A 15768-nucleotide genomic window follows, 5' to 3' on the forward strand; every position below is an offset into this window, starting at 1 on the left:
TGTTTCGGTTCGCCTGTTGAGACGATGACGAACGTGTGACAGCTTGCTACGATGCGCCGTCACGCAGCGTGGTTGCCTGTCACGCCTTCGGTTCCTGCCTCGCTCCACCCGATGTCGGGATTCGGCACCCGCAGGGGTGTGAGGAATGCCGCAGCAGGCTACTTCTGAAGTAGTATTGATGTCATGTCGATGCCCTTGGAGTCGGTGCCGTTCTCCGAGCTGCTGCGCCAGCCGACGGAAACCGCCGAACGGCTGGCCCGAACCCGGGCGCTGCGCCTCCGTCGCCGCGACGCCGCCGACCTGGTGCTGATGTCCGCCGAGCGGGCTGAAGCCGAGGGGGAGGTGGTCGACCTGACCGCGCGGCTGCTGGCCGGCCTGGCGCGGCGAGAGCCGGCCCTGGTCCGGGAGACGCTTCCGACTGTGCTGCCCTGGATGCGGTTCCTGCCGCAGGGGGACGCCGAGCAGATGACCGACGAGTTCATCGCCACGGCCGAGGCCGCAGCGGCTGTCGGCAGCACCGCGGCGGTGTCCCAGCTGCTCACCGAATGGCGGCACACCGCTGAGGTGCACGCCGATCCCGACCTGCATCGGATCCTGGCCGCGCCCAGCGCCGACGACTTCGGGCCGGTGACGCGCCCGACCGACGAGTGAGCGCGAAGCGCGGCGATCGCGCCGCCCCGCCACCCCGGCCCGGCGGGTACGCCCTGCGGTTCGCCACAAACGACGCGGCGAAGGGCTGGGAGGAACTGTGCCGGCAGGCCGCGGCCAACACGCGCGGCGCGTTCGACGCGATCGAGGCGCACCCGTGCCCGTCTCCGCCGAACAGCCGCCAGCACCCCCTCAAGGGCTCCCTCGCCACAGCCGTGCACAACGGGCGGTCACTGCCGCAGTGGCAGTACGAGGTCACCGCCGGCGGCCGCATCTGGTACCTGGTCGACGACCAGACCCGAACCTGCTGGATGAAGCACGCCGGAACCGGCCATCCCAGAGCCACCGAATGACCGCAGTGCGTTCGGGCCCCCGTCCCTGAGGGGCGAGGGCCCGAATGGAATGGGCAGTGCTCGGTCTGGCTACGCGGTGCGGGCCACGCCGACCGGGCAGCTCAGCCCGTTCGGTCCGTGGTTGCAGTAGCCGTTCGGGTTCTTCGTCGGCGCCAGGTACTGCTGGTGGTAGTCCTCGGCGAAGTAGTAGTCGCCGAGCGGCGCGATCTCGGTGGTGATCTCACCCTTGCCGGCCCGGGCCACGATCGGCGCGAACGCGTCCCGCGACGCCTTCGCAGCGGCGGCCTGCTCGTCGGTGGTGGTGTAGATCGCCGAGCGGTACTGGGTGCCCACGTCGTTGCCCTGGCGCATGCCCTGGGTCGGGTCGTGGTTCTCCCAGAAGACCTTGAGCAGGTCCTCGTAGGCGATCTTCGACGGGTCGTAGACCACCTGGACCACCTCGGCGTGCCCGGTCATACCCGAGCACACCTCCTCGTACGTCGGGTTGGTGGTGTAGCCACCCGCGTAGCCGGCGGACGTGGTGATCACGCCGGGGAGGGTCCAGAACAGCCGCTCGGCGCCCCAGAAGCAGCCCATGCCGAAGACAGCGACCTGCGCGCCCTCGGGGAACGGGCCCTTCAGCGTCGACGGCAGCACCTCGTGCCGGTCGGCGATCGGCATCGCGATCGGGCGGCCCGGCAGGGCCTGGTCAGGAGAGATCATCTCGGCCTTCATGCGGCGGAGGAACACGGTGGGACTCCTCTCTTGGCTTTCCCAGCGTGTGCAACAGCGTGGCCCTCCGGTTCCTTACCCGCCCACCGCGACGTCAGGCCAGCGCCGCCGAGATCCGCCCGGCGAACGCCTCGGCCTCGGCGTCACCTGCGTACCGGGTACGCGGCCAGAAGAAGCCGCGCAGACCGTCGCCCTTCGTCCTGGGAACCACGTGGGTGTGCAGGTGCGGTACGGACTGGGACACCCGGTTGTTCATCGCCACGAACGTCCCACCGGCGTCCAGACCGGTCTCCACCGCCACGGCGATGCGCTGGACCAGCCGGAAGTAGCCGGGCAGCGCGTCGGGCGGCAGGTCGGACAGGGTGACCAGGTGGGTGCGGGGCACCACGAGCACGTGCCCCTTGAACACCGGGCGGGTGTCCAGGAACGCGACCCCGTCCGGCTCGTCGGTGACCCGGAACGCGGGCACCTCGCCCGCCACAATCCCGCAGAACACGCACCCGCTCATCCGCCCACCCTAGGCCCGACCCGCCCACCCCACCTCCGGGCGAGCGTTGATCATGAGGTTGGCGGCGACAAATCGGACGGCGACCACCGTCAACCTCATGATCGACGAGAAGACCGGCCGTAGGTCAGGCGCGATCGAGGTAGGCGTCCCAGTCGTCGTCGGGGATGCCGGTCGGGCCGGTCTCGCCGTTGGCGAGGCGCGCCCGGATGTCCGCCTCCCACCGACGGGCCCAGCGCCTGAGTCCGCCGATTTCGTCCTCGCCGAGACCGTAGGAGGCGAATGTCTCCACGTCGAGCTCGTCGACCCCGCCGAGTCGGTCGGCCAGCTCGTGAAGCGAAAACGCGACGGTGTGCCGGGCGCCCAAGGATTCGAGTCCCGTGAACTCCACGATCCGGCTGGCAGCGCATACGTCGATGTAGTCGCGATGCGCGGCGCGGTCGTGAAGCGCCCTGACCTTGAGGCCGATGGCATCCTCCAGCGCGAGCACCGGGCCGATCTGCAACCTCGCCGGCGGCCCGATCGCCTCTTTCAAGAGGTCGACCTCGCAGGCGAAACCCTGCCCCTCGACCAGCAACCGGGCCATCCGCGGCGTCGCCTCAACGACCCGGCAGCCGAATTCTCCGGCTCGGTACGCCTCGGCCAGCCGCGCCGCCACGAGGGGCAGCGGCAACGCGGTTGCGGTGGCGAAGTCGATGTCGCGGGACGGTCGGCTCACGAGATCGTGCGCGGCGAGTGCGTAGCCACCCGCGAGTACCAGACCGAGGTCGTCACCCGCACGGAATCCGACGTGCAGCAAGCGCGTGTGCAACTCGTCCACGGCTAGGCTGCCAGGCCCGGCATTCTGCTCTCCCAGAGTCGGATCACCCGGTGCGCGGTCAGCTTGCGGATGCGGGACCAGTCCTGCCGGAGGAGCGCCGGGTTGACGTACCGGACGATGTCCTCGCGCTGCCCGCAGTCCATCAGCGTGCGGTAGAGCGTGAGCCGCTGTCCGCTGTCGTCGACGTCGAACTCGCTGAGCCCGGACCACGCGAGGCGGGTCGGCAGCGTGACCCGGCCGCGCTCGGGCCCCTTGAGGTCGTCCAGTGACGTGGGGATCCGGTCGGCGACGCCGTGCAGGCGGGAGGGGAGCGCCTCGGTCGTACTCACCGGACCAGTATGGCCGACCACCCCGACAGAGTCCTGGTTGTGACAGGCGCGCCCGGCCTACCGGGAGCAAAGGGGAAGCGGGCGGACTAACGTCTGCGGCATGAGGCACGGCTTCGACACACTCGCCATCCACGCCGGTCAGGCCCCGGAGGCCCGCACCGGCGCGGTGATTCCGCCGATCTACCAGACCAGCACGTACGCCCAGGACGCCGTCGGCGCGCCGCGCGAGGGCTACGAGTACAGCCGCTCCGGCAACCCCACCCGGGACGCGCTCCAGGAGTGCCTGGCCGCGCTGGAGGGCGGCCAGGTGGCACTCGCCTTCGCCAGTGGCCTGGCCGCCGAGGACACGCTGCTGCGGACCGTCTGCAAGCCGGGCGACCACGTGGTGATCCCGGACGACGCGTACGGCGGCACCTACCGGCTGTTCGCCAAGGTGGCCGAGCGCTGGGGGCTTGACTACACCCCGGCGAAGGTCTCCGACCCGGACGCCGTGCGCGCGGCGATCCGCCCGGGCGCCACCCGGATCGTGTGGGTGGAGACGCCGACCAACCCGCTGCTCGGCATCGCCGACATCGCGGCGCTGGCCGCCGTGGCGCACGACGCCGGCGCGCTGCTGGTGGTCGACAACACGTTCGCCTCGCCGTACCTGCAGCAGCCGATCGCGTTCGGCGCGGACGTGGTGGTGCACTCCACCACCAAGTACGTCGGCGGACACTCCGACGTGGTCGGCGGCGCGCTCGTCGCGGCGGACCGGGCGCTCGGCGAGGAGCTGCGTTACCACCAGAACGCGATGGGCGCGATCAACGGCCCGTTCGACGCCTGGCTCACCCTGCGCGGCATCAAGACCCTCGGGGTACGGATGGACCGGCACTGCGACAACGCCGAGCGGATCGCGGCCTACCTGGACGGCCACGCGAAGGTCGCGCAGGTCATCTACCCGGGCCTGCCCTCGCACCCCGGCCACGAGGTCGCCGCCAAGCAGATGCGGCGGTTCGGCGGCATGATCTCGTTCCGCGCGGCGGGCGGCGAGGAGCATGCCGTGGACATCTGCAACCGATCCCGGCTGTTCGTGCTCGCCGAGTCGCTCGGCGGCGTCGAGTCCCTGATCGAGCACCCGGGCCGGATGACACACGCAAGCGCTGCGGGCTCGCCGCTTGAAGTTCCCGGCGATCTCGTGCGACTGTCTGTCGGCATCGAGACGGTCGACGACCTGCTCGCCGATCTGGAGCAGGCCCTGGGCTGACCGCTGGCTGGGGAGGGTGGCAGTGCCGGAGATCTTGCCGACGACGTGGGTCGGTGCGACCGCGAAACAGATCGCCCGGGCGGTACGCCGTGGCGACGTCTCCGCCACCCAGGTCGTCGCCGACCACCTGGATCACGTCACCCGGGTCGACGCCGACCTGGCCGCGTTCCGCACGGTACGCGGCGGTGAGGCGATCACCGAGGCGGAGAAGGTCGACGAGCAGGAGGAACTGGCGAACCTCCCGCTCGCCGGCGTGCCGGTGGCGGTCAAGGAGAACACGCCGGTGGCCGGCCTGCCCACGTGGAACGGGTCGGCCGCCATGCGTACACCGGTGGCGGAGGCCGACCACGAGGTGGTCCGGCGGCTGCGCGGAGCGGGCGCGGTGATCCTGGGCGTGACCCGGATGCCGGAACTGGGCCTGTGGGCGCTCACCGACGACGACACCGCTGCCACCCGCAACCCGTGGGATCCGGCGCGTACCCCCGGCGGCTCCTCCGGCGGCGCGGCCGCCGCGGTGGCCGCCGGGCTGGTGCCGATGGCGCACGGCAACGACGGCCTCGGGTCGATCCGCATCCCGGCGGCCTGCTGCGGCCTGGTCGGGCTCAAGCCCGGCCGGGGCGTGGTGCCCTGCCAGCTCGGCGCGGACGACTGGTTCGGCCTGACCGAGCACGGCATGCTCACCAGCACCGTGGCCGACGCGGTGGTCGGTTTCTCGGTGCTGGCCGGCCGCCGGCCGGACAAGCTGGTCCCGCCGGCGCGGCTACGGGTCGGCGTCTCGCTGCGCTCGCCGGTGCGCGGCGTCTCGCCGGACGCCCCGAACCGGGACGCGGTGGCCGCCGCCGGCCGCCTGCTCGCCGCCGCCGGTCACGACACCGTGCCCACCGACCCGGTCTACCCGACCCGGCTCGGCCTGCAGGGCATCGCCACCTGGTTCGCGGCGGCCGCCGCCGACGTGCGCGCCGCCGGGGTCGCCCCGCGCCAGCTCCAGCGCCGCAGCCGCCGGCACGTCACGCTCGGCGAGTGGGCGCAGCGCCGGGGGTACGTGCGGGAGGCCGACCGGACCGCCTGGCGCGAACGGTCGGTGAACTTCTTCGCGGACAACTCGATCGACCTGCTGCTCACCCCGGCGCTGGCCGGGCCGCCGCCGGAGGCCGCCGGCTGGTCCGGCCGCTCCTGGCTGGCGAACATGTCGGCGAACATCAGGTACGCCCCGTACGCGGCGCCGTGGAACATCGCCGGGCTGCCGTCGATCGTGGTGCCGGTCGGCCGCCGCCCGGACGGGCTGCCGGTGGGCGTGCAGTTCGTCGGCCCGCCCGGCTCGGAACTGCTGCTGCTCGGCGTGGCCGGTCTGGCTCAAGTTCGAGATGCAGGCGCCGTGGGCCCGGCACGCCCCCGGCTACCCCCGCGTCGGAACGGGGTCGCCGGCCACCGCGTGATCGTCTAGCGTGTGCGCACCCTGTCGCGCACACCAACTCGGACGGTCCCCGATGAACTGCCAGACCTGCGGGGACGCCACGTCCCCGGCCTTTGAGGAGTGCCAGCGCTGCGGTACGCGCGTCGGCCAACCCGCCGTGAGTCCCGGCGTGCCCACGTACGGCGTGCGCGGACTGGCGGTGGCCGGGGCGTCCGCGGTCGGCGCCGCCACCCTGTGCTACCTGCTCACGGCTCTGTTCCCGCTGGTTGGTGTGCGGATGGCCCGCTCGGCCGCCGAGCAGCTCGACCGGGACGTGCTGCTCGGCGCGGTGCTGGTCGAGGTGCTGTTCACCCTGCCCTACCTGCTCGCCCTGCTGACCGCGGGGACGCTCGTGGTGATCTGGACCTGGCGGGCGCGCAAGAACCTGGACGCCTTCCCGGGCGCCGTGCCGAGCCTGAGCCCGGCGTGGGCGATCGCCGGCTGGCTGGTGCCGTTCGCCAACCTCGTGGTGCCGGCCCGGGTGCTCGCCGACCTGCTCCGGAACAGCGTCTGGCAGCGCCGCCAGTCGTGGCTGGTCGGGGTGTGGTGGGTGAGCTGGCTGGTGTTCCTGATCGGTGACCGGTTCGTCGCGCAGGCGCAGCAGCAGCGGTACGACCGGCTGACCGAGCTGCCCCGCAACGACGCGGAGTTCGGCACGTACGTGCGCTACTACGAGGAGGCGCTCGCGCCCCGGCTGGTGCCGGCGTTGGCCTGCCTGGTCGCCGGGATCGCGTTCGTCGTGCTGATCCGCCGGATCTCCGCCGCCCAGCAGGACCGGCTCGCCCGGGCCGTGCCCGCGTGGCCGGGTCAGCAGGCGTGGCCGGGTCAGCAGGCGTGGCCGGGTCAGCCGGGCGGGCCGGGGCACCCCGACCGGCCCGCTTCCGTCGCGCCGGTGCCGCCCGCGCCGTCGGCCACGTCGGCGCAGATCCCACCGGGGCCGGGTGGCACGATCGGGGCATGACGGAACTGGTCGGTCTCGCCGACGTTCAAGCTGCGCGGGAACTGCTCGGCGGTGTCACCCGTACCACCCCGCTGGAGCCGTCCCGGCCGCTCAGCGCCGCGCTCGGCGGGCCGGTCTGGCTCAAGTGCGAGAACCTGCAACGCGCCGGGTCGTACAAGGTGCGTGGCGCGTACGTGCGGATCTCCCGCCTCTCGGCCGAGGAGCGGGCCCGGGGCGTGGTCGCGGCGAGCGCCGGCAACCACGCCCAGGGGGTGGCGCTCGCCGCCGGGCTGGTCGGCGCGCACGCCACCGTCTTCATGCCGGTGAACGCGCCGCTGCCGAAGGTCGCCGCGACCAAGGGGTACGGCGCGCAGGTCGAGCTGGTCGGCAACACGGTGGACGAGTCGCTCGTCGCGGCGCAGACCTTCGCCGAGCGGACCGGTGCGGTGTTCATCCACCCGTTCGACCACGCGGACGTGATCGCCGGTCAGGGCACCGTCGCGCTGGAGATCCTCGAACAGTGCCCGGACGTGCGCACCATCGTGACCGGGGTGGGCGGTGGCGGACTGGTCTCCGGGATGGCGGTGGCGGCCAAGGCGCTGCGTCCCGACGTACGGGTGATCGGGGTCCAGGCGGCGAGCGCCGCCGCCTTCCCGCCCTCGCTGCGGGCCGGCGAGCCGGTACGCCTGCCCTCCTTCGCGACGATCGCCGACGGGATCGCCGTCGGCCGGCCGGGGGAGCTGACCTTCACCCACGTCCGCAAGCTCGTCGACGACGTCGTCACGGTCTCCGAGGAGGACATCTCCCGGGCGCTGCTGATGCTGCTGGAACGCGGCAAGCAGGTGGTCGAGCCGGCCGGCGCGGTAGGGGTGGCGGCGCTGCTGTCCGGCGCGGTTGAGGTGACCGCGCCGGTGGTGGCGGTGCTCTCCGGCGGCAACATCGATCCGCTGCTCATGCTCCGGGTGATCGAGCACGGTCTGGCGGCGGCCGGCCGTTTCCTGCGGATCACGGTGCGCTGCGTCGACCGGCCCGGCCAGCTCGCCTCGCTGCTCGGCGAGATCGCCGAGCACCGCGCCAACGTGGTGGACGTGGTGCACCAGCGGGCCAACCCGCACCTGCGCCTGGGCGAGGTGGAGGTGGCCCTGTCCGTGGAGACGCGCGGGGTGGAGCACTCGGACACCCTGATCAGCGCGTTGCGGGCCAGCGGCTACCAGGTGGTCTTCACCGGCGAGGGCTGAGCCTCTCGGTGGAACACCGACGTCACAGCGGAACGCGAACGCCCCGGCCGGATGATCCGGTCGGGGCGTTCGGGTGTGCGGCTCGGGTCCGAGGAGCCTGTCAGCCTCGGTCGGGTTCGGGACCCGAGCCATCCGGCGCGGGTCCGGAAGGTCAGCCGCTGTACGGCTCGAAGGAGACGATGGTCACCTTGATATCGGCGCCGCTCGGCGCGGTGTAGGTGCAGGTCTGCCCCGCCTTGCCGCCGAGGATGGCCTGGCCGAGCGCGGACTCGGGGCTGTACACCGTCAGGTCGGTGGTGGAGGCGATCTCCCGGGAGCCGAGCAGGAACGTCTCGCTGTCGTCCGCGTCGTCGTCGAAGTAGATCGTCACGACCATGCCCGGCGACACCGCGTCGGTGTCCGGAGCCTCACCGACCTTGGCGGTGCGCAGCAGCTCCTTGAGGTAGAGAATGCGGCCCTCGGCCTTGCCCTGCTCCTCGCGGGCGGCGTGGTAGCCACCGTTCTCCCGCAGGTCGCCCTCCTCGCGCCGGGCGTTGATCTCGGCAGCGATGACCGGCCGGTTGGCGATCAGCTCGTCGAGCTCTGCCTGCAGACGGTCGTAGGCGTCCTGGGACAGCCAGGTGGCGGGCGCCTCGTTTCCATTTGTGGACACAGGCGGTCTCCTCGGTTGGTGCGGACTGGCTGACAGGTGAACTTGCAAGGCTACCAGTGCCGCACACGTCGAGGTGTGCTCAATCACCCCGGTGCCGGCGACGGGACCGGGGTGCGGTTGCCGGCGGCTCGCCGGCGCTCCGGCTCAGCCGGCCGGCCGGCAGCGCAACACCTCACCGATGAACGGCCGGGCGCTCGTGGGCACCTCCTGGCGGGTCCGGATGTGGCGCTGGCCCGGCTCGGCGCTCACAGTGGTCTCGATGCTGCCCACCTGGGCGCCGTCGTGCGAGCGGGCCCGCAGCAGACAGGTGGCGGAGCCACCCGGCGGCACGGTGACCCGGAAGTCGACTGTCACCCGGGAGTCGGTGATGTCGGAGTAGCTGATCATCTCGCCCTGGTACTCCGGGTCGCCGTACTGGTAGTAGAGCTTCGCCGCGCCCAGCCCGAGGACGGCGAGCAGGACCGCCACCGTCAGGGCGAGCAGGACCGGCCGGCGGCGCCCCGGCTCCCGGCGTCGGCCGTACCGGCCGGGCGGGTAGACCGGCGCCTCCGCGGCGACTGTGGCGTGCGTCTCGCTCACCGGCGGGTATCTCCTGGCGTTGTTGTCGGCGGCATCGGCAAGAATGGCTAGGTCCATCTTCCCAGCCCGGCGCTGAGTCAAGGATGGCAGGTCGGCCTGGACCGGCGGGCGTGGCCCTGGCCACTCCGGTGGCGGCCCCCGACCGGCCGTCACGGGGGCTTTCGCGGGCGCGGGGGGAGATTCCGGCAGGTCAGCCGACCGGAGGGTGGTCGGCGGGCACAGACGAGGAGCGCCGAAGGTGGCAGAACAGCTGCGTCTCATGGCGGTGCACGCCCATCCCGACGACGAGTCGAGCAAGGGTGCCGCCACCATGGCGAAATACGTCGCCGAGGGGGTGGACGTCCTCGTCGTCACCGCGACCGGTGGCGAACGGGGCAGCGTGCTCAACCCGAAGATGGACCGCCCCGACGTGTGGGCCAACATCGGTGACATCCGGCGGGCCGAGATGGACGCCGCCCGGGCGATCCTCGGCGTCGAGCAGGCGTGGCTCGGCTTCGTCGACTCCGGGCTGCCCGAGGGCGACCCGCTGCCGCCGCTGCCGGAGGGCTGCTTCGCCCTGCAGGACGTGGACGTCGCCGCCGCGCCGCTGGTGCGCCTGATGCGGCAGTTCCGCCCGCACGTCGTCACCACGTACGACGAGGAGGGCGGCTACCCGCACCCCGACCACATCATGACCCACAAGGTCACCGTGGCGGCGTTCGACGCGGCCGGTGACCCGGAGCGCCATCCCGAGCTGGGCGAGCCGTGGCAGCCGCTCAAGCTCTACTACGACGTGGGCTTCTCCCGGGCCAAGATCATGAGCCTGCACGAGGCGGTGCTCGAAGCCGGGCTCGAATCGCCGTACGGCGAGTGGATGAAGCGCTGGGACGAGCGCCCCGACAAGGGTGCGCGGATCACCACCCGGGTCGAGTGCGCCGACTACTTCCCGGTCCGCGACGACGCCCTGCGCGCCCACGCCACCCAGATCGACCCGGACGGGTTCTGGTTCCAGGTGCCGATGGAACTGCAGAAGCGCGCCTGGCCGACGGAGGACTTCCAACTCGCCCGGTCGCTGGTGGACAGCCCGCTGCCCGAGTCCGACCTCTTCGCGGGCGTACGGGAGGCGTGCCGTGCCCACTGACCGGGCCGGGGTCTACCCTGGTGCGCAGTCGCACATCGGAGGAACACCATGCTGACCGCCGTCGAGGTGCTCGCACAGAACAACTTCGGTGACACCCGCACGGGTGGTCTGGCCGGTCCGATGGGCCTCTTCCTCATCGTTGCGCTGGCCACCGTCACCGTCCTGCTGATCCGCAACATGAACGCCCGGCTGCGCCGGCTGCCCGACCGCTTCCCGCACCAGGGCACCCCGGGCCGGGCCGATTCCGCAGTCGCCGATCCGACAGAAGGGCTCGTCGAGCAGGATTCACCGACGAACACGCCCAGCGGCTCCCAGCAGCGACGGAACAGCTGAACACCGCGTGAATCACGCCCAAGCCGGTCGTCGCCCCCTGTTGCGACCACCGGCTTTGGCTTAGCCTTCCGCCGGGGGGACCGTCAGGCCCCGGACCCTGCGCGGAAGGGGGACGCCGATGTCGAAGGCAGCACCGGCCCCCGGCCATGCCTCCGCCCGGCCCGGTGACGGGGCGGCCCCGTGACCACCGAGCCGGCCGACCGTCCCCCGGACCGGGTCGGCCTGCGCGGGACGCCGACGGGCGTCGTCGTGTTGACCGTCGCGGTCGCGTTCACCGGTCTGCTGGCCGCCGTCCTCGGCCTGGTCGTCCCGCCACACCTCCCGGTGGACCACCCGCTGCCCGGCCCGGCGCGGTTCGGCATCGCCACTGTCGCGTTCGCGGTTGCCCAACTTGCCCGGCTGCGCTTCCGTACCGCGTCGGGGATGGTGAGCATCACCTGGGGCGAGGCCGCGCTGGTGGTCTGCCTCTGGCTGGTGCCGGCCGGCTGGCTTCCGGCCGCCGCCCTGCTGGGCGTGGGCACCGCCTGGACCGTGATGTCGGTGGTGTCGGACCGTCGACCGGCCCTGGAACTGGCGGGGATCGCCGGCTCGCTCACCGCCGCCACCGCGCTCGCGGCGGCCGTCGCGACCGCCCTCGGCCCGCCGCTGCTCGCCGCGCCCACCCCCGAGCTCGCGCTCACGCTCACCGCCGCCGCGGTGACGTACCTGCTCACCACCGCCTTCCTGGGCGCCGTGACGCTCGCGCTGCGGCACGGCATCCCGATGGGGCCGCCGCTGTTCGCCGCGCTGCGCGGCAAGCTGCTCATGTTCGTCGGCAACGTGGCGGTCGGCCTGGTGGTCGTCGCGCTGCTCGAACTCGACGCGCGCTGGCTGCTGCTCCTGCCGCCGCCGCTCTGGCTGCTCCAGCAGACCTACCGGCACCGGCTGCGGGCCGACCATGAACGGCGGACCTGGCGGGCGTTCGCCGAGGCCACCGCCGCGCTCAACCAGCTCGACGAGCGGGGCGTGGCGACCGCCGCGGTGACCGGAGCGCTCACGCTGTTCGGCGCCGAACTGGTCGAGGTCGACGTGGCCCGGGGCGAGGGACGCTGGCGCCGGTACCGGGCCGACCGTGGCGGGCAGGTCCGGGACCGGGAGGTGGAACCCGCCGGGTGCGCCGGCGTCGCCGAGCACGAGTTGATGCGTCGGCTCGTCGTGGGCTCCGCCGAGGTCGGCCGGCTGCGGGTGCGGTTCGCCCGGTCCGCCCCGCCGAGCGCCCGGGAACGCGACGGCGTGGCGGCCTTCGGGGACGCGCTCGCCGCCGCCCTGCACGACGCCGCCACGCATCGGGAGCTGCGGCTTGTCACCGCCCGCTCGTCGTACGACGCGGTGCACGACCAGCTCACCGGCCTGCTGAACCGGGCGGCGCTGCTCACCAAGGGGGACCAGGCGTTGCGGCAGCGCCCGCACGACCACCCGGTGGCCCTGCTGCTGCTCGACGTGAACCAGTTCAAGGAGGTGAACGACACGCTCGGGCACTCGGCGGGCGACCAGCTGCTGCGGCTCACCGCCAGCCGCCTCGCCGCGCTGACCCGGCCGGGCGACCTGCTCGGGCGGCTCGGCGGCGACGAGTTCGCGCTGCTGCTGACCTCGGTGCCGATGGTCGAGGACCGGACGGCCCCGCTGGCGTACGCGCTGCGCCAGGCCCGGGAGGTCGCCGAACGCCTCGCCGCCCCGACCGAGGTGGCCGGGGTACGGATGTCCGTCGAGGTGGCAGTGGGCGTGGTGGTGGCCGACGCGGGCGCGGCCGACCTGACCGAGCTGCTGCGGCGCGCCGACATCGCCATGTACCAGGCGAAGGAGGGCGGCGGCAGCGTCGCCGCGTACGACAGCTCCCGCGACGCGGCGAGCACCGACCACCTGGCGTTGCTCGCGGAGATGCGGGAGGCGCTGGCCGCCGACGACCAGCTGGTCCTGGCGTTGCAGCCGGCGGTGGACCTGGCCACCGGCGCGCCGACCGGCGTGGAGGCGCTGATCCGGTGGCGGCACCCGCGCCGGGGATGGCTCGGCCCGGCCGACTTCATCCGCCCGGTGGAGAACAGCGAGCAGCTCGGCAGCTTCACCCGGTACGTGCTGGACAAGGCGCTGGCCGTGGCGTCCGCGTGGGCGCGGGACGGGCTGGACGTCCCCATCTCGGTGAACCTGTCCGCGCGCAGCCTGCTCGACCCGCGACTGCCCGCCGAGATCGACGAGGCGCTTCGCCGCCACCAGGTCCCGCCGCACCGGCTGGTCCTGGAGATCACCGAGACGGTGGTGATGAGCGAGCTGGAGATCATCGACGAGGTGCTGGCCACGCTGCGCGCCATGGGCGTGCAGCTCGCGGTGGACGACTTCGGCACCGGTTTCTCCTCGCTGACGTTCCTCACCCGGATCGCCGTGGACGAGCTGAAGGTGGACCGGTCGTTCGTGCTCCGGATGGCCGACTCGCCCGAGGCGGCGGCGATCGTCCGGACCACCGTCGGGCTGGCCCACGAGTTGGGGCTGCGGGTCGTGGCCGAGGGCGTCGAGACCGCCGAGCAGCGCACCGCGCTGGCCGAGCTGGGCTGCACAGCCGCCCAGGGCTACCACTTCTTCAAGCCGATGCCCGCCGACAAGATCGCCGCGGTGCTCGGGTCGCTGCGCGACGGCGCCCGGGGCAACGTCTTCCCGCTGCGCGCCGACGGCGCATCCTGACCCCTGCCGCACCGGCGGCGTCGGAAGGCGATGGTGGATAGGGTCGGGTGGTGAACCGACTCGCCAAGGCCACCTCGCCCTATCTGCTCCAGCACGCCGACAACCCGGTCGACTGGTGGCCGTGGTGCGACGAGGCGTTCGCCGAGGCGAAGCGGCGCGACGTGCCGGTGCTGATCTCGGTCGGTTACGCGGCCTGCCACTGGTGTCATGTGATGGCTCACGAGTCGTTCGAGAACGAGGCAGTGGCCCGGCTGATGAACGACGACTTCGTCTGCGTGAAGGTCGACCGCGAGGAGCGCCCCGACGTCGACGCGGTCTACATGACCGCCACCCAGGCGATGACCGGGCAGGGCGGCTGGCCGATGACCGTCTTCGCGACGCCGGACGGCACCCCCTTCTTCTGCGGCACGTACTTCCCGCGCGCCAACTTCATCCGCCTGCTCGGCTCGGTCGCCACCGCCTGGCGCGACCAGCGCGAGGCGGTGCTGCGCCAGGGCGCCGCCGTGGTCGAGGCGATCGGCGGCGCGCAGGCGGTCGGGGGCGTGACCGCCCCGCTCACCGCCGACCTGCTCGACGCCGCCGCGAGCCAGCTCGCCCGGGAGTACGACGAGACGAACGGCGGTTTCGGCGGCGCGCCGAAGTTCCCGCCGCACATGAACCTGCTCTTCCTGCTCCGGCACCACCAGCGCACCGGCTCGGCGCGCAGCCTGGAGATCGTCCGGCACACCTGCGAGGCGATGGCCCGTGGCGGCCTCAACGACCAGCTCGCCGGTGGGTTCGCCCGCTACTCGGTGGACGGCCACTGGACCGTGCCGCACTTCGAGAAGATGCTCTACGACAACGCGCTGCTGCTGCGCGTCTACACCCAGCTCTGGCGGCTCACCGGCGACGGGCTGGCCCGCCGGGTGGCCCGGGACACCGCCCGGTTCCTCGCCGACGAGCTGCACCGGGCCGGTGAAGGCTTCGCCTCGGCGCTGGACGCGGACACCGACGGCGTCGAGGGGCTCACCTACGTCTGGACGCCCGACCAGCTCGTCGAGGTGCTGGGGGCCGACGACGGCCGGTTCGCCGCCGACCTGTTCGAGGTCACCGCCGAGGGCACGTTCGAGCACGGCAGCAGCGTGCTGCGGCTGGCCCGGGACGTTGACGACGCCGACCCGGCGGTGCGGGCCCGCTGGCAGGACGTGGTGGGCCGGCTGCTGGCCGCCCGCGACACCCGCCCGCAGCCGGCCCGCGACGACAAGGTGGTGGCCGCCTGGAACGGGCTGGCGATCACCGCCATCGCCGAGTTCCAGCAGGTCGCCGCGCTGCTCGTGTCCCCGGACGACGAGGACGCGAACCTGATGGACGGCGTGCTGATCGTCTCCGACGGCGCGATGCGGGACGCCGCCGAGCACCTGGCCACCGTGCACGTGGTGGACCGGCGGCTGCGCCGGGTCTCCCGGGACAAGGTCGTGGGCGAGCCGGCCGGGGTGCTGGAGGACTACGGCTGCGTCGCCGAGGCGTTCTGCGCGATGCACCAGCTCACCGGCGAGGGGCGGTGGCTGAGCCTGGCCGGTGAGCTGCTCGACGTGGCGCTGGCCCGGTTCGCTGGCCCGGACGGCGCCTTCTACGACACCGCCGACGACGCCGAGCGCCTGGTCACCCGGCCCGCCGACCCGACCGACAACGCGACCCCGTCGGGCCGCTCGGCGATCGTCGCGGCGCTCGTGGCGTACGCGGCGCTGACCGGGGAGACCCGCTACCGGGAGGCGGCCGAGCAGACGCTGTCCACTGTCGCGCCGATCGTCGACCGGCACGCCCGGTTCACCGGCTACGCCGCCACTGTCGGCGAGGCGCTGCTGTCCGGGCCGTACGAGATCGCGGTGGCGACCGGCGACCCGGAGGGCGACCCGCTGGTGGCCGCCGCCCGGCGCCACGCCCCGCCCGGCGCGGTGGTGGTGGCCGGCGCCCCGGACCAGCCCGGCGTGCCGCTGCTGGCCGGACGGCCGTTCGTCGACGGGCGGCCCGCCGCGTACGTCTGCCGGGGCTTCGTCTGCCAGCGGCCGGTGACCGGCGTCGAGGAGCTGGTCGCGCAGCTCGGCTGAGCGGAGTGGGCCGGACCGCCCTCGCGGTCCGGCCCGGCGCCGGCC

General features: G+C 73.0%; 15 protein-coding genes and 1 pseudogene. 10 read left to right on the plus strand and 6 right to left on the minus strand.

Going from position 1 to position 15768, the window contains the following annotated elements; genetic code table 11:
• The first annotated feature begins 183 nt into the window (after window positions 1–183).
• A complete protein-coding gene (locus KBX43_RS10790) occupies window positions 184–651 on the plus strand; it encodes a hypothetical protein (protein WP_043326527.1) in 468 nt (155 codons plus the stop codon).
• Window positions 648–1001 (plus strand): hypothetical protein, encoded by a 354-nt coding sequence (locus tag KBX43_RS10795; RefSeq protein WP_210884231.1) that lies wholly within the window; start codon window positions 648–650, stop codon window positions 999–1001. The genes KBX43_RS10790 and KBX43_RS10795 overlap by 4 nt, the downstream gene beginning before the upstream one ends.
• Before the next feature lie 69 nt (window positions 1002–1070).
• Here KBX43_RS10795 and msrA read toward each other — a convergent pair whose 3' ends face one another.
• From msrA to KBX43_RS10815, 4 genes are all read right to left on the minus strand, one after another.
• On the minus strand, window positions 1071–1730 hold the full coding sequence (gene msrA, locus KBX43_RS10800; protein WP_043326524.1) for a peptide-methionine (S)-S-oxide reductase MsrA: 660 nt from the start codon (window positions 1728–1730) through the stop codon (window positions 1071–1073).
• Between the two features lie 76 nt (window positions 1731–1806).
• On the minus strand, window positions 1807–2220 hold the full coding sequence (locus KBX43_RS10805; RefSeq protein ID WP_064447693.1) for an HIT family protein: 414 nt from the start codon (window positions 2218–2220) through the stop codon (window positions 1807–1809).
• 124 nt (window positions 2221–2344) lie between these two features.
• The gene (locus KBX43_RS10810) at window positions 2345–3037 is read right to left on the minus strand and encodes a nucleotidyl transferase AbiEii/AbiGii toxin family protein (protein WP_158559962.1); all 693 of its coding nucleotides are present in this window, start codon (window positions 3035–3037) and stop codon (window positions 2345–2347) included.
• A gap of 2 nt (window positions 3038–3039) precedes the next feature.
• Window positions 3040–3366 (minus strand): hypothetical protein, encoded by a 327-nt coding sequence (locus KBX43_RS10815; RefSeq protein WP_064447694.1) that lies wholly within the window; start codon window positions 3364–3366, stop codon window positions 3040–3042.
• A 100-nt stretch (window positions 3367–3466) separates the two neighbouring features.
• Between KBX43_RS10815 and KBX43_RS10820 the strand changes: the two genes are divergently transcribed.
• The 4 genes and pseudogenes from KBX43_RS10820 to ilvA all read left to right on the plus strand — a co-directional run bounded on the left by KBX43_RS10820 (window position 3467) and on the right by ilvA (window position 8240).
• Window positions 3467–4609, plus strand: a complete 1143-nt coding sequence (locus KBX43_RS10820; protein ID WP_043326515.1) for a cystathionine gamma-synthase — start codon at window positions 3467–3469, stop codon at window positions 4607–4609.
• A 16-nt stretch (window positions 4610–4625) separates the two neighbouring features.
• Window positions 4626–6045 (plus strand): annotated as a pseudogene (locus tag KBX43_RS10825) (amidase).
• A gap of 147 nt (window positions 6046–6192) precedes the next feature.
• Window positions 6193–7023 carry a DUF4328 domain-containing protein gene (locus KBX43_RS10830; protein ID WP_233514582.1) on the plus strand — a complete coding sequence of 277 codons (831 nt, stop codon included), beginning with the start codon at window positions 6193–6195 and terminating at the stop codon, window positions 7021–7023.
• Window positions 7020–8240, plus strand: coding sequence for a threonine ammonia-lyase (gene ilvA / locus KBX43_RS10835; protein ID WP_043326509.1), 1221 nt, complete (start codon window positions 7020–7022; stop codon window positions 8238–8240). Before KBX43_RS10830 ends, ilvA begins: the two co-directional genes overlap by 4 nt.
• Window positions 8241–8391: 151 nt before the next feature.
• On the opposite strand, the gene greA is transcribed toward ilvA, so the two are convergent.
• Together greA and KBX43_RS10845 are read right to left on the minus strand one after the other, a co-directional pair.
• Window positions 8392–8892: a transcription elongation factor GreA gene (gene greA / locus KBX43_RS10840; protein WP_043326508.1), complete on the minus strand. Its 501-nt coding sequence runs from the start codon at window positions 8890–8892 to the stop codon at window positions 8392–8394.
• Between the two features lie 144 nt (window positions 8893–9036).
• Window positions 9037–9471, minus strand: coding sequence for a DUF4307 domain-containing protein (locus KBX43_RS10845; protein WP_043326506.1), 435 nt, complete (start codon window positions 9469–9471; stop codon window positions 9037–9039).
• 238 nt (window positions 9472–9709) lie between these two features.
• Here KBX43_RS10845 and mca point away from each other — a divergent pair, with 238 nt between their 5' ends.
• The 4 genes from mca to KBX43_RS10865 all read left to right on the plus strand — a co-directional run bounded on the left by mca (window position 9710) and on the right by KBX43_RS10865 (window position 15723).
• Window positions 9710–10591: a mycothiol conjugate amidase Mca gene (gene mca, locus KBX43_RS10850; protein WP_043326504.1), complete on the plus strand. Its 882-nt coding sequence runs from the start codon at window positions 9710–9712 to the stop codon at window positions 10589–10591.
• Window positions 10592–10639: 48 nt separating this feature from the next.
• Complete coding sequence (locus tag KBX43_RS10855; RefSeq protein WP_043326501.1) at window positions 10640–10924, plus strand: hypothetical protein; 285 nt, start codon at window positions 10640–10642, stop codon at window positions 10922–10924.
• A 222-nt stretch (window positions 10925–11146) separates the two neighbouring features.
• Window positions 11147–13636, plus strand: coding sequence for a bifunctional diguanylate cyclase/phosphodiesterase (locus KBX43_RS10860; RefSeq protein WP_205798294.1), 2490 nt, complete (start codon window positions 11147–11149; stop codon window positions 13634–13636).
• Window positions 13637–13686: 50 nt separating this feature from the next.
• Complete coding sequence (locus KBX43_RS10865; protein WP_210884234.1) at window positions 13687–15723, plus strand: thioredoxin domain-containing protein; 2037 nt, start codon at window positions 13687–13689, stop codon at window positions 15721–15723.
• Window positions 15724–15768: the final 45 nt, after the last annotated feature.

It is taken from the genome of Micromonospora sp. C41 (assembly GCF_018070485.1).
GTDB lineage: Bacteria > Actinomycetota > Actinomycetes > Mycobacteriales > Micromonosporaceae > Micromonospora > Micromonospora chalcea.

Excerpts from the sequence above, each read along its gene's own strand:
- ilvA (WP_043326509.1), top strand. The coding sequence starts at position 7,020 with ATGACGGAACTGGTCGGTCTCGCCGACGTTCAAGCTGCGCGGGAACTG.
- KBX43_RS10820 (WP_043326515.1), top strand. The coding sequence starts at position 3,467 with ATGAGGCACGGCTTCGACACACTCGCCATCCACGCCGGTCAGGCCCCG.
- KBX43_RS10855 (WP_043326501.1), top strand. The coding sequence starts at position 10,640 with ATGCTGACCGCCGTCGAGGTGCTCGCACAGAACAACTTCGGTGACACC.
- KBX43_RS10805 (WP_064447693.1), bottom strand. The coding sequence starts at position 2,220 with ATGAGCGGGTGCGTGTTCTGCGGGATTGTGGCGGGCGAGGTGCCCGCG.
- KBX43_RS10790 (WP_043326527.1), top strand. The coding sequence starts at position 184 with ATGTCGATGCCCTTGGAGTCGGTGCCGTTCTCCGAGCTGCTGCGCCAG.